We start from the raw sequence: 11,691 nt of genomic DNA, 5'->3' as shown, positions 1-11,691 counted from the left end.
AGCACGCGTGGCAGACGCACGTCGTCGGTAGTCGGGGTGGTCAGGCGGATGAAGTCGATGCCCGCGGCCTGGGCCGGGGTTGCCAGCTCGGCGTCGTGCTCTGGCGGCAGGTCGACGATGATCAGGCCATCGACGCCAACGGCCTTCGCCTCGGCGACGAACAGTTCCACGCCAAAGCGATGGATCGGGTTGTAGTAGCCCATCAGCACGATCGGCGTGGTCTGGTTGCCGACGCGGAATTCGCGGACCATCTCCAGGGTTTTCGCCAGGGTCTGGCCGGCTTCCAGGGCGCGCAGGGTGGCGAGCTGGATCGCCACGCCGTCGGCCATCGGGTCGGTGAAGGGCATGCCCAGCTCGATCACGTCGGCGCCGGCGTCGGGCAGGCCCTTGAGGATTTCCAGCGAGGCCTGGTAGCCAGGGTCGCCTGCGGTGATGAAGGTGACCAGCGCCGAGCGGCCTTCGGCCTTCAGGTCGGCGAAACGTTGTTCAAGACGGCTCATGCCTGTTTCTCCTGGGCAGCCATGTGGTTCATCACGGTTTGCATGTCTTTGTCGCCGCGGCCGGACAGGCACACGACCATCAGGTGATCCTTGGGCAGGCTCGGGGCGCGCTTGATCGCCTCGGCCAGGGCGTGGGAGCTCTCCAGCGCCGGGATGATGCCTTCGAGGCGGCAGGTGGCGTGGAAGGCATCCAGGGCCTCGTCGTCGGTGATGCTGACGTATTCGACCCGCTTCACTTCGTGCAGGTAGGCGTGCTCGGGGCCGATGCCGGGGTAGTCCAGGCCTGCGGAAATCGAGTGGGCATCGGTGATCTGGCCATCGTCGTCCTGCAGCAGGTAGGTGCGGTTGCCGTGCAGTACGCCAGGGACTCCACCATTGAGGCTGGCGGCATGCTTGTCGGTGTGCACACCATGGCCACCGGCTTCGACGCCGATGATCTGCACGCTTTCGTCTTCGAGGAAGTTGTGGAACAGGCCCATGGCGTTGGAGCCGCCGCCGACGCAGGCGACCAGGCTGTCCGGCAGGCGGCCTTCCTTCTCGTGCAACTGGGCGCGGGTTTCCTTGCCGATGATCGACTGGAAGTCGCGAACCATCGCCGGGTAAGGGTGCGGGCCGGCCACGGTGCCGATCAGGTAGAAGGTGTCTTCGACGTTGGTGACCCAGTCGCGCAGGGCCTCGTTCATGGCGTCTTTCAGGGTACCGGTGCCGGCGGTGACCGGAACGATCTCGGCGCCCAGCAGCTTCATGCGGAACACGTTGGCCTGCTGGCGCTCGATGTCGGTGGCGCCCATGTAGATCACGCAAGGCAGGCCGAAGCGCGCAGCGACGGTGGCGGTGGCCACGCCGTGCATGCCGGCGCCGGTCTCGGCGATCAGGCGCTTCTTGCCCATGCGCTTGGCCAGCAACACTTGGCCGATGCAGTTGTTCACCTTGTGCGCGCCGGTGTGGTTGAGTTCTTCACGCTTGAAGAAGATCTTTGCGCCGCCGCAGTGCTCGGTCAGGCGCTCGGCGAAGTACAGCGGGTTGGGGCGGCCGATGTAGTCGCGCTGGAAGTAGGCGAGTTGCTCGAGGAACTCGGGGTCGGCCTTGGCCGCTTCATATTCGCGGGCCAGGTCCAGGACCAGGGGCATCAGGGTTTCGGCTACGTAGCGGCCGCCGAACGAGCCGAACAGGCCATTGGCGTCAGGGCCGGGGCGGTATTGGGACTGGGACATGGGGCGCTCCATAGGGGTCTGGATTGGATATCGTGTTGCCTTCTTCGCGGGCAAGCCCGCTCCCACAGAAACGGTGTGATGCTCAATACAGCACTGCACTTGTGGGAGCGGGCTTGCCCGCGAAGAGGCCACCACTGATCGATGGGCCTACTCTACCCAGCGCAACGTCCGCTGAAAACCGATAAGATTGCGACAACTCGTCAGGAAAACTCACAAGTCAAATGCCCCAGGACCTCCCTCCCCTCAATGCCCTGCGCGCCTTCGAGGCCACAGCCCGACTGAACAGCGTCAGCCAGGCCGCCGAACAGCTTCACGTGACGCACGGCGCGGTGAGCCGGCAGATCAAGGTGCTCGAGGAGCATTTGGGCGTTGCCCTGTTCGTCAAGGATGGGCGTGGCGTCAAACTCACAGATGCCGGGACTCGCCTGCGTGATGCCAGCTTCGATGCCTTCGATCGCCTGCGCAGTGTGTGCGCCGAACTAAGCCGCGATGTCAGCGATGCGCCCTTCGTACTGGGGTGTTCCGGCAGCCTGTTGGCGCGGTGGTTCATTCCCCGTCTCGGGCGTTTGAAGGCCGATCTGCCTGAGCTGCGCCTGCACTTGTCGGCCGGAGAGGGGGATCTCGATCCGCGCCGCCCAGGGTTGGATGCATTGCTGGTGTATGCCGAGCCGCCGTGGCCCGCGGACATGCAGGTGCATGTGCTGGCCGAGGAACGTATCGGGCCGGTGCTCAGCCCGCACTTTCCCGGCTTCGAGCGTCTGCACCAGGCCCCTGCGCGTGCCCTGTTGGGCGAGGCCCTGCTGCACACCACCTCGCGCCCTCAGGCGTGGCCGACCTGGGCTGCGCAGCAAGGGCTGGATGCCAGTGCGCTGACCTTCGGCCAGGCATTCGAGCACCTGTACTACCTGCTGGAGGCAGCGGTGGCCGGTTTGGGGGTGGCGATCGCGCCGCAACCGCTGGTGGCGGACGACCTGCGAGCGGGACGCCTGGCGGCGCCGTGGGGGTTTTCGCCGACGCCGGCGGCGTTGGCGCTATGGGTGCCGCGGCGCGCCGCAGATGGGCGCGCCGAGCAGTTGGCGCAGTGGTTGCGCCGGGAGTTGCAGGCGCAGGGTTAGTTGCGACGGCACAGCAGGTAGGCGGCGAGCAGACCCAATGCGCCAACGGCCACGCCAGCCGTGGTCCAGGGGTGTTCCTGGGCGTAGTCACGGGTTGCGATGCCGGTTTCCCGGGTGCGGGTCTTCACTTCTTCGTAGGCGTCGGTCAGCAGGCTGCGCGAATGCTTGAGGGCGTTCTGGGCGTTGCCGCGCAGTGCCTTCATGGTTTTCTGCGTTTCTTCCGAGGCATCGCCTTTGAGGTCTTCCAGGGTCTTGAGCAGGCTTTCGATCTCAGCTTCCATGCTTTCCAGTGAGGTCTTGCGCAGTGCGTTACGGGCCATGTGGACTCTCCTTCGCTGAGTAGGGTGTAAAGATTGCGACTGCGCGGTGTGGCGAAAGTGCGATCGAACTTTCGCCCGAGGTGATGGCTCGCAGGTAAACCGGGCCTGCGCTGCTAGGCTCAATCCAGCACATCATTCAAGGAGAGCGCTCATGTCCGATCATCACACCTACAAGAAGATTGAACTCGTCGGTTCCTCGCCCTCGAGTATCGAAGATGCGATCAACAATGCCCTCGCCGAAGCCGGCAAGAGCATCAAGCACCTGGAGTGGTTCGAGGTGGTCGAAACACGTGGTCACATCCGTGACAACAAGGCCGCGCATTTCCAGGTCACGCTCAAGGTCGGGTTCCGCATCGCCAACAGTTGAAACAGTGCGGGGATAGCCTGTTCCTGCTTTATGGCGTATGACTTCCATGGGGCACCGGTACATGCCGGCGCCCTATTCTGCTTTTTTGATCCGCATAAGGAACGGTAACGATGAAGAAAGTGTTTCTGGCAGTGGGCCTGATGATGCTGGCCGGTGGTGCCATGGCGGCAGGCAAGCCGTGCGAGGAGCTCAAGAGCGAAATTGCAGCCAAGCTCGATGCCAAGGGAGTCCAGGGATATACGCTGGAGATCGTCGACAAGGGCACGCCGGCCGGCAAGGTGATTGGCAGTTGCGAGGCCGGGACCAAGGAAATCGTCTATCGCCGGGGTTGAGGCGACGCTGACCTCAACCGAACGCTGTAAGTGTGGGAGCGGGTTTACCCGCGAAAAAGACACCGCGTTGCCGTGTACAGGCCACACGTTTTTTTCGCGGCGCACGCCCTCCCGCAAGTGGCATTTACTCGCCCTTCAACGCCTGCGCCAGCAGCTCGTACGAGCGTAGCCGGTCCGCATGTTCATACAAATCGCAGGTAAAGATCAGCTCATCCGCGCCGGTCTGCTCCAGCAGCACCTCCACCTTCGCCCGTACCTTCTGCGGGCTACCGATCATCGCCAGCCCGAGGAAGCTCCCCACTGCATCACGCTCATGGGGTAGCCATAGCCCGTCCATGCTTTGCACGGGTGGGCGCTGCATCAGGCTCTGGCCGCGGATCAGCGCGAGGATGCGCTGGTAGACCGAGGTCGCCAGGTATTCGGCCTTCTCGTCGCTGTCCGCCACCACCATCGGGATACCCAGCATCACGTAGGGTTTGTCCAGCGTCGTCGATGGCTTGAAATGGTCGCGATAGATGCGGATCGCCTCGTACATGTAGCGCGGCGCAAAATGCGAGGCGAAGGCGTAGGGCATGCCGCGGATGCCGGCCAGTTGCGCGCTGAACAGGCTCGAACCCAGCAGCCACATCGGTACTTCGGTGTCGTGGCCGGGCACGGCGATGACCTTCTGATCGTCGGTGCGCGGGCCGAGGTAGCGCGACAGTTCCTCGACATCATCGGGGAAGTCGTCGGCGCTGCCAGAGCGCTCGCGGCGCAGGGCGCGGGCGGTCATCTGGTCGGAGCCGGGCGCGCGGCCCAGGCCCAGGTCGATGCGACCGGGGTAGAGGCTGGCCAGGGTGCCGAACTGCTCGGCGATCACCAGCGGCGCATGGTTGGGCAGCATCACCCCGCCCGAGCCGATGCGGATGCGCGAGGTCCCGCCGGCGAGATAGCCCATCAGCACCGAGGTCGCCGAGCTGGCGATGCCGTCCATGTTGTGGTGCTCGGCCACCCAGAATCGGTTGTAGCCCAAACGCTCCACATGCTGCGCCAGGTCCAGCGAGTTGCGTAGCGACTGGGCTGGGCCGGCATCGGCGCGCACGGGCACCAGGTCGAGGGTGGATATCTTCAGGTCGCGCAGCTGCGTCATCGGAGCCTCCGCAGGAAAGTGATTGGCCAAGGGCCTTTGTGACTCTGTATGGGCACCCGGCGATGGATTCAATGGTTGGCTATGGATTGATCTGAACTTGCTGTAGGCAGTGTCCTCAGAATCCGTAGTGACACCCACTGAACATCCAGGAGGCATCATGAAAAAGACAGCATCGGCGATCTGGCAGGGAGGGCTCAAGGATGGCAAGGGCCTGTTGTCCACCGAGAGTGGCGCCCTCAAGCAGAACCCCTATGGCTTCAATACCCGCTTCGAGGGATCGCCTGGGACCAACCCCGAGGAGCTGATCGGCGCGGCCCATGCGGGCTGCTTCTCGATGGCGCTATCGATGATGCTGGGTGAGGCCGGGCTGACGCCTGAACGCATCGACACCATCGCTGAAGTCAGCCTCGACAAGCAGGCCGATGGCTTTGCCATCACCGCCGTGCACCTCACCCTCAAGGCCAAGGTGCCCGGTGCCAGTGAGGCGCAGTTCCAGGAGATCGCCAACAAGGCCAAGGCGGGATGCCCGGTGTCCAAAGTGCTCAACGCGACGATCAGCCTGGATGCGACGCTGCTCTCGTAGGTGAGGCGTTGCTTGCTGTAGTCTGGAAGGGTCGGCAGCATGCCTGCCCTTTGAGGAGCCGTTCCATGATCCGCGTAGCATTCGCCGTGCTGGCTTCGTTGCTGGCCACCTCCGCGCTGGCGGCAGTCAAGCCGTGCGAGGAGCTCAAGACCGAGATCGAGGCGAAGATCCAGGCGGCTGGGGTGCCTTCCTACACCCTGGAAATCGTACCGAACAGCGAAGTCAGTGATCAGAACATGGTCGTTGGCAGCTGCGATGGCGGGACCAAGAAGATCATCTACCAGAAGAACGACCAATAGCGGTCGTTGCAGCGGGGTCGCAGTGCGACCCCGTTGTTCATGGAATGCAGAAGATGTTGCTTGGCTCGTCTACCAGCACCTGGCGATTGGCGTCGTACAGGTATACCTGCGGCTGCATCGCCGGGGCCCGGGCTTCGAGACGATAGCGTTCGCCGGCCTTGAAGTTGTCGAAGCGCACGGTCAGGTAGCAGGTGCGCTCGGTCGGGCTGGTGGTGAAAAGCCCGGCAGTCAGCTCGTAGTCGAAGCGCACCACCAGTTCGTGGCGGCCCGGCGTGATTTGGAAGTAGCGGCCGTCGTCGAGGCGTTTGCCATCGAGCTTGTCGGCCATGATGGTGCGGCCGGGGGTGACGGTGTAGAGATCAACCCAGGCCTGGGCCGGGTCTTTGGGTGGCAAGGGGCTGGCGCAAGCCCCCAGTGCACTGAGGGCGATCAGCATCATGGGCTGGCGCATGAGGAAACTCCGCTTGCGGGTCACAGGTTACAAGCATAGCGCTGATCAGGTGCGCTGACAGCCCGCTGGCAGGCCCTGGCCGATCAGTTTCTGCTGTCCGTCATAGAGTTTCACCCAAGGGCGCAAGCCAATGCTGCCGGCTTGCAGGCTGTAGCGCTGACCGGCGCTGAAGTCCTTGAAGGTCAGGTTCAGTTGGCAGTCGCGCCACAGTGGCTCGTCGACCGGGCCGATATTGCTCGGGGAGACTGGAAACTGGTAACGCACCGTCAGCTCATGGCTACCTGGCGGCACTTCGAAATAGCGGTTGTCGGCCCAGTCGCGCTCGTCCAGCTGTACGGCGTGCAGCGAGGTGTCGTCGTCGCGGGCGAGGTCGATCCAGGCTTGGTTGGGATCGGGGTCGGGCAAGGTGGAGCAGGCGCTCAGCAGCCCGAAGGTGCCGACGGCAAACAGTGTACGCATGGCGAAAGGGTCCCCTGGCGAGATAGTCTTGGAACGCACAGGCCTTGAGCGGGATGAACAGCCCTGATGTTTCGACTTTTTCTGCTACAGCGCTCAGGCCACCGGGCTCTCGACCGCGTTTTCAGCCCTTTTGTTCCGCTGCTGGCCGCGCTCCTGCTGAGCGGTTGCGGCAGCCTCGGCTACTACGGCCAACTGGCCGAAGGGCAATGGCAACTGCTGCGTGCACGCCAGCCGGTGGAGCGCATGCTGGCCGATCCTGCGACTGACGAACGGCTGCGCCAGCGCCTGCTGCATGCCGAACGGGCCCGCACCTTCGCCAGCGAGCACCTGAAGCTGCCGGACAACCGTAGCTACCGGGTGTACGCCGATCTTGGCCGGCCTTATGTAGTGTGGAATGTGTTCGCCACGCCGGAGTTGTCGCTGCAGCCGGTCACTCACTGCTTCCCCATCGCCGGTTGCGTCGCCTACCGCGGCTACTACCGCCAGGGTGCGGCGCGCGGCGCGGCAGCGCTGATGCGCGAGGAGGGGCTGGATGTGTACGTCGGGGGTGTCGAGGCTTACTCGACCCTGGGCTGGTTCGACGATCCGATCCTCTCGTCGATGGTGGGCTGGGGCGAGGAGCGCCTGGCCACGCTGATCTTTCACGAGCTGGCGCACCAGTGCTTCTACGTGAAGGACGACACCGAATTCAACGAGTCCTTCGCCACCTTCGTCGAACAGGAGGGCACGCGGCAATGGCGCATGGCGCGCGGGCTTGCGGCGGCTCACGAGGATGGGGCGCGGCAGCGTGAACAGTTCATCCGCCTGGTGCTGGCGAGTCGCGAGCGCCTGCAGGCGCTCTATGCCGGGACGCTTGCTGATGCCGACAAGCGGGTGGCCAAGCAGGCCGAGTTCGCGCGATTGCGACGTGAATACCGCGAGCTGCGCGATCGGGACTGGGCCGGTGATCGCCGTTATGACGCCTGGGTGTATGGGCCGATGAGCAACGCCAAGCTGCTGCCGTTCGGCCTGTATGACCAGTGGGTGCCGGCGTTTGCGGCGTTGTTTCGTGAGGCAGGCGGGGACTGGACGCTGTTCTATCAGCGGGTCGAGCACTTGGGGCAGCAGCCGATCGATCAGCGAAAAGCGGCCTTGCAGCGGTTGATGGCACAGCCGTGATATGCCGGGGCCGCGCGCGGCCCCGTGGCCATCAAGCCTTGATGAACGCCCGGTGCAAATCTGCCACCGTGTCGAAATGAAATTCCGGCGCCTCGGCCACCAGCTCTTCGCGGCTGCCGAACCCGTAGCCCACCGCTACAGCCTGCAGGCCATTGCTGCGGGCGCCGATCAGGTCGTGCTTGCGGTCGCCGATCATCAGGGTCTGCGCCGGGTCCAGGCGTTCTTCGTCCAGCAGGTGGCGGATCAGCTCGACCTTGTTGGTGCGGGTGCCATCCAGCTCACTGCCGTAGATCACCTTGAAATGCCGGTCGAAGGCGAAGTGGCGGGCGATCTCGCGAGCGAACTCCCAAGGCTTGGAGGTTGCGACGTACAGGGTGCGGCCCTGGCCATTGAGCGCTTGCAGCAGTTCCGGCACACCGTCGAACACCAGGTTCTCGTACAGACCGGTGACCCGGAAACGCTCGCGGTAGAAGTTGACCGCCTCCCAGGCCTTGGCCTCGTCGAAGCCGTAGAACTGCATGAAGGCCTGCAGCAAGGGTGGGCCGATGAAGTGCTCGAGGCGGGTCAGGTCGGGCTCGTCGATACCCAGCTTGGCCAGGGCGTACTGGATCGAGCGGGTGATGCCCAGGCGTGGGTCGGTAAGGGTGCCGTCAAGGTCGAAGAGAATGTTTTGCTGGTGCATGTATGCGGTTCCACTCAAGTCTTGCGTCGACTGCTTCGCGGGCAAGCCCGCTCCTACAGGATAATCACAGAGCCTGTAGGAGCGGGCTTGCCCGCGAATGCGTCATTCCGGTTGATCGTAGCCTTCGGCCAGGTGCTGGTCCTTGAGCTTCACGTAGTTGCTGGCGCTGTAGGGGAAGAACGCGCGTTCTTTTTCGTTCAGCGGCCGGGCCTGCCTTACCGGGCTGCCGACATACAGGTAGCCGCTCTCCAGGCGCTTGCCGGGCGGTACCAGGCTGCCTGCGCCGATGATCACCTCGTCCTCGACGATGGCGCCATCCATGATGGTGCTGCCCATGCCGACCAGGATCCGGTTGCCCAGTGTGCAGCCGTGCAGCATCACCTTGTGACCGATGGTCACTTCGTCGCCGATGATCAGCGGGAAGCCGTCCGGGTTGAAGGGGCCGGCGTGGGTGATGTGCAGCACGCTGCCATCCTGCACGCTGGTGCGCGCGCCGATGCGGATGCGGTGCATGTCGCCGCGCACCACGGTCAGCGGCCAGACCGAGCTGTCTTCACCGATCTGCACGTCGCCGATCACCACCGCCGAACGGTCGACGAAGGCGCGTGGGCCGACTTTCGGCGTGTGTTCCCGGAAGGTCCGGATGGCCATGATAGTGTCCCTCTGCAATGCCGATAGGCAGGCTGCCTGCTGCGGTCGGCGTCGATTGTAATTAAGATGGTCCCGTGTTTCTCCTGCCAAGGTATCCAAACCGTGAGTGCGAACAACCCGCTTCTGCAGTCCCACGACCTGCCACCCTTCTCCGCAATCCGCGCCGAACACGTGCTGCCGGCGATCGAGCAGATCCTGGCCGACAACCGCAAGGCCATCGCCGATATCCTCGCGCAGCAGGGCAAGAATCCCTCCTGGGCCGGCCTGGTGCTGGCGATGGACGAACTCAACGACCGCCTGGGCGCGGCCTGGAGCCCGGTCAGCCACCTCAATGCGGTGTGCAACAGCAAGGAACTGCGCGAGGCCTACGAGTCGTGCCTGCCGGCGCTGAGCGCCTATTCCACCGAGATGGGGCAGAACCGCGCCCTGTTCGATGCCTACCAGGCGCTGGCCAACAGCGCCGAGGCCGCCAGTTTCGACGTGGCGCAGAAGACTATTCTCGAGCACGCCCTGCGTGACTTCCGCCTGTCGGGCATCGACCTGCCGGCCGACAAGCAGCAGCGCTACGCCGAAGTGCAGAGCAAGCTCAGCGAACTGGGCAGCCGCTTCTCCAACCAGTTGCTCGACGCCACCCAGGCCTGGACCAAGCACGTCACCGACGAAGCCGCGCTGGACGGCCTGACCGAATCGGCCAAGGCGCAGATGGCCGCCGCTGCCCAGGCCAAAGGCCTCGACGGCTGGCTGATCACGCTGGAATTCCCCAGCTACTACGCGGTGATGACCTACGCCAGCGACCGCGCCCTGCGCGAAGAACTGTACGCCGCCTACTGCACCCGCGCGTCCGACCAGGGCCCGAACGCCGGGCAGTTCGACAACGGCCCGGTGATGGCCGAGATCCTCGACCTGCGTCAGGAACTGGCCGCGCTGCTGGGCTACGCCAACTACGCCGAGCTGAGCCTGGCCACCAAGATGGCCGAATCCAGCGACCAGGTGCTGAGCTTCCTGCGTGACCTGGCCAAGCGCTCCAAGCCGTTCGCGGCCCAGGACCTGGAGCAGCTCAAGGCCTACGCCGCCGAGCAGGGCACCCCGGAGCTGGCCAGTTGGGACGCCGGCTATTACGGCGAGAAGCTGCGTGAGCAGCGCTACAGCGTGTCGCAGGAAACCCTGCGTGCCTACTTCCCGATCGACAAGGTGCTGAGCGGCCTGTTCAGCATCGTCCAGCGCCTGTACGGCATCGAAATCGCCGAACTCAAGGGCTTCGACGCCTGGCACCCGGACGTGCGCCTGTTCGAGATCAAGGAGAACGGCCAGCACGTCGGGCGCTTCTTCTTCGACCTTTACGCCCGAGCCAACAAGCGCGGCGGCGCCTGGATGGACGGTGCCCGCGACCGTCGCCGCACCGCGGCAGGCGCCTTGCAGAGCCCGGTGGCCAACCTGGTGTGCAACTTCACCCCGGCTGCACCGGGCAAGCCGGCGCTGCTCACCCACGACGAAGTCACCACGCTGTTCCACGAGTTCGGCCACGGCCTGCACCACCTGCTCACCCGCATTGAGCATGCCGGCGTGTCGGGCATCAACGGTGTGGCCTGGGACGCGGTCGAGCTGCCGAGCCAGTTCATGGAGAACTGGTGCTGGGAGCCTGAAGGTCTTGCACTGATCTCCGGTCACTACGAGACCGGCGAGCCGCTGCCCCAGGACCTGCTGGACAAGATGCTGGCGGCGAAGAACTTCCAGTCCGGGATGATGATGGTGCGCCAGCTGGAGTTCTCGCTGTTCGACTTCGAGCTGCACGCCACCCATGGCGACGGCCGCAGTGTGCTGCAGGTGCTCGAGGGCGTGCGCGATGAGGTCACGGTGATGCGTCCGCCGGCCTACAACCGCTTCCCCAACAGCTTTGCGCACATCTTCGCCGGCGGCTATGCGGCGGGCTACTACAGCTACAAGTGGGCCGAAGTGCTGTCGGCCGACGCCTTCTCGCGCTTCGAGGAAGAAGGCGTGCTCAATGCCGAGACTGGCCGCGCGTTCCGCGAGGCGATCCTGGCTCGGGGCGGTTCGCGCGAGCCAATGGTGCTGTTCGTCGATTTCCGTGGTCGTGAGCCTTCCATCGATGCGCTGCTGCGTCATAGTGGCCTGACCGAGGATGCGGCGGCATGAGTGAGGGCGGCGTGATCAAGACCAAGAAGCGCTTTATCGCCGGGGCGGTATGCCCGGCGTGCAGCGAGCCCGACAAGCTGATGATGTGGAACGAAGACGGCGTGCCACACCGCGAGTGTGTGGCCTGCGGCTTCACCGACACCCTCAACGAGCAGGGCTTGTCGGTGCCCAAGGAGCTCGGTACCCGGGTAAACCAGCAAGCGGTCAAGGCCGAGCCGGTAAAGGTGCAGACGGTTCAGTTCTTCCCGAATCCGAAGCTCAAGAAGCCCGACTGACC

At 64.5% G+C, this 11,691-nt stretch carries 16 protein-coding genes; 8 read left to right on the top strand and 8 right to left on the bottom strand.

The features are described 5' to 3' along the window. Together trpA and trpB are read right to left on the bottom strand one after the other, a co-directional pair. Positions 1–500, bottom strand: a 500-nt coding sequence (gene trpA / locus F6X62_RS18500; protein ID WP_153774355.1) for a tryptophan synthase subunit alpha, incomplete at its 3' end; no start/stop codon positions are given. Beyond that, positions 497–1,714 carry a tryptophan synthase subunit beta gene (gene trpB / locus F6X62_RS18495; protein ID WP_054893395.1) on the bottom strand — a complete coding sequence of 406 codons (1,218 nt, stop codon included), beginning with the start codon at positions 1,712–1,714 and terminating at the stop codon, positions 497–499. The genes trpA and trpB, both read right to left, overlap by 4 nt. A 221-nt stretch (positions 1,715–1,935) precedes the next feature. Between trpB and F6X62_RS18490 the strand changes: the two genes are divergently transcribed. Continuing rightward, positions 1,936–2,829, top strand: coding sequence for a LysR family transcriptional regulator (locus tag F6X62_RS18490; protein WP_153774354.1), 894 nt, complete (start codon positions 1,936–1,938; stop codon positions 2,827–2,829). On the opposite strand, the gene F6X62_RS18485 is transcribed toward F6X62_RS18490, so the two are convergent. Then, positions 2,826–3,149 carry a YqjD family protein gene (locus tag F6X62_RS18485; protein ID WP_054893393.1) on the bottom strand — a complete coding sequence of 108 codons (324 nt, stop codon included), beginning with the start codon at positions 3,147–3,149 and terminating at the stop codon, positions 2,826–2,828. The genes F6X62_RS18490 and F6X62_RS18485 overlap by 4 nt on opposite strands. Before the next feature lie 151 nt (positions 3,150–3,300). On the opposite strand from F6X62_RS18485, the gene F6X62_RS18480 reads away from it, so the two are divergent. Then, positions 3,301–3,516: a dodecin gene (locus tag F6X62_RS18480; RefSeq protein ID WP_153774353.1), complete on the top strand. Its 216-nt coding sequence runs from the start codon at positions 3,301–3,303 to the stop codon at positions 3,514–3,516. Positions 3,517–3,626: 110 nt separating this feature from the next. Next, positions 3,627–3,848 (top strand): DUF1161 domain-containing protein, encoded by a 222-nt coding sequence (locus tag F6X62_RS18475; protein ID WP_054893391.1) that lies wholly within the window; start codon positions 3,627–3,629, stop codon positions 3,846–3,848. Between the two features lie 124 nt (positions 3,849–3,972). On the opposite strand, the gene F6X62_RS18470 is transcribed toward F6X62_RS18475, so the two are convergent. Beyond that, the gene (locus F6X62_RS18470) at positions 3,973–4,977 is read right to left on the bottom strand and encodes an LLM class flavin-dependent oxidoreductase (RefSeq protein WP_153774352.1); all 1,005 of its coding nucleotides are present in this window, start codon (positions 4,975–4,977) and stop codon (positions 3,973–3,975) included. A gap of 157 nt (positions 4,978–5,134) precedes the next feature. Between F6X62_RS18470 and F6X62_RS18465 the strand changes: the two genes are divergently transcribed. Both F6X62_RS18465 and F6X62_RS18460 read left to right on the top strand, forming a co-directional pair. Continuing rightward, positions 5,135–5,560, top strand: a complete 426-nt coding sequence (locus F6X62_RS18465) for an OsmC family protein (RefSeq protein ID WP_054893389.1) — start codon at positions 5,135–5,137, stop codon at positions 5,558–5,560. A gap of 65 nt (positions 5,561–5,625) precedes the next feature. After that, a complete protein-coding gene (locus F6X62_RS18460; RefSeq protein ID WP_063541964.1) occupies positions 5,626–5,859 on the top strand; it encodes a DUF1161 domain-containing protein in 234 nt (77 codons plus the stop codon). 37 nt (positions 5,860–5,896) lie between these two features. Here the strand turns inward: F6X62_RS18460 and F6X62_RS18455 are convergent, their stop codons facing one another. Further along, a complete protein-coding gene (locus F6X62_RS18455; RefSeq protein WP_054893387.1) occupies positions 5,897–6,310 on the bottom strand; it encodes a hypothetical protein in 414 nt (137 codons plus the stop codon). Positions 6,311–6,355: 45 nt separating this feature from the next. Beyond that, positions 6,356–6,769, bottom strand: coding sequence for a hypothetical protein (locus F6X62_RS18450; protein ID WP_153774351.1), 414 nt, complete (start codon positions 6,767–6,769; stop codon positions 6,356–6,358). Positions 6,770–6,835: 66 nt separating this feature from the next. Here F6X62_RS18450 and F6X62_RS18445 point away from each other — a divergent pair, with 66 nt between their 5' ends. Then, positions 6,836–7,927: an aminopeptidase gene (locus tag F6X62_RS18445; RefSeq protein WP_153774350.1), complete on the top strand. Its 1,092-nt coding sequence runs from the start codon at positions 6,836–6,838 to the stop codon at positions 7,925–7,927. A 31-nt stretch (positions 7,928–7,958) separates the two neighbouring features. Here F6X62_RS18445 and F6X62_RS18440 read toward each other — a convergent pair whose 3' ends face one another. Beyond that, positions 7,959–8,609: an HAD family hydrolase gene (locus F6X62_RS18440; protein ID WP_054893384.1), complete on the bottom strand. Its 651-nt coding sequence runs from the start codon at positions 8,607–8,609 to the stop codon at positions 7,959–7,961. 102 nt (positions 8,610–8,711) lie between these two features. Next, positions 8,712–9,260: a gamma carbonic anhydrase family protein gene (locus F6X62_RS18435; RefSeq protein ID WP_054893383.1), complete on the bottom strand. Its 549-nt coding sequence runs from the start codon at positions 9,258–9,260 to the stop codon at positions 8,712–8,714. 102 nt (positions 9,261–9,362) lie between these two features. Between F6X62_RS18435 and prlC the strand changes: the two genes are divergently transcribed. Both prlC and F6X62_RS18425 read left to right on the top strand, forming a co-directional pair. Beyond that, complete coding sequence (prlC, locus tag F6X62_RS18430) at positions 9,363–11,414, top strand: oligopeptidase A (RefSeq protein WP_256216383.1); 2,052 nt, start codon at positions 9,363–9,365, stop codon at positions 11,412–11,414. Beyond that, on the top strand, positions 11,411–11,689 hold the full coding sequence (locus F6X62_RS18425; protein ID WP_112897047.1) for a YheV family putative zinc ribbon protein: 279 nt from the start codon (positions 11,411–11,413) through the stop codon (positions 11,687–11,689). The genes prlC and F6X62_RS18425 overlap by 4 nt, the downstream gene beginning before the upstream one ends. Positions 11,690–11,691: the final 2 nt, after the last annotated feature.

Source organism: Pseudomonas sp. MNR3A, from assembly GCF_009650575.1.
Taxonomy (GTDB): Bacteria; Pseudomonadota; Gammaproteobacteria; order Pseudomonadales; family Pseudomonadaceae; genus Aquipseudomonas; species Aquipseudomonas machongensis.
The sequence above is the reverse complement of the archived record's forward strand: the minus strand, read 5'-3'. Positions and strand labels throughout refer to the sequence as shown.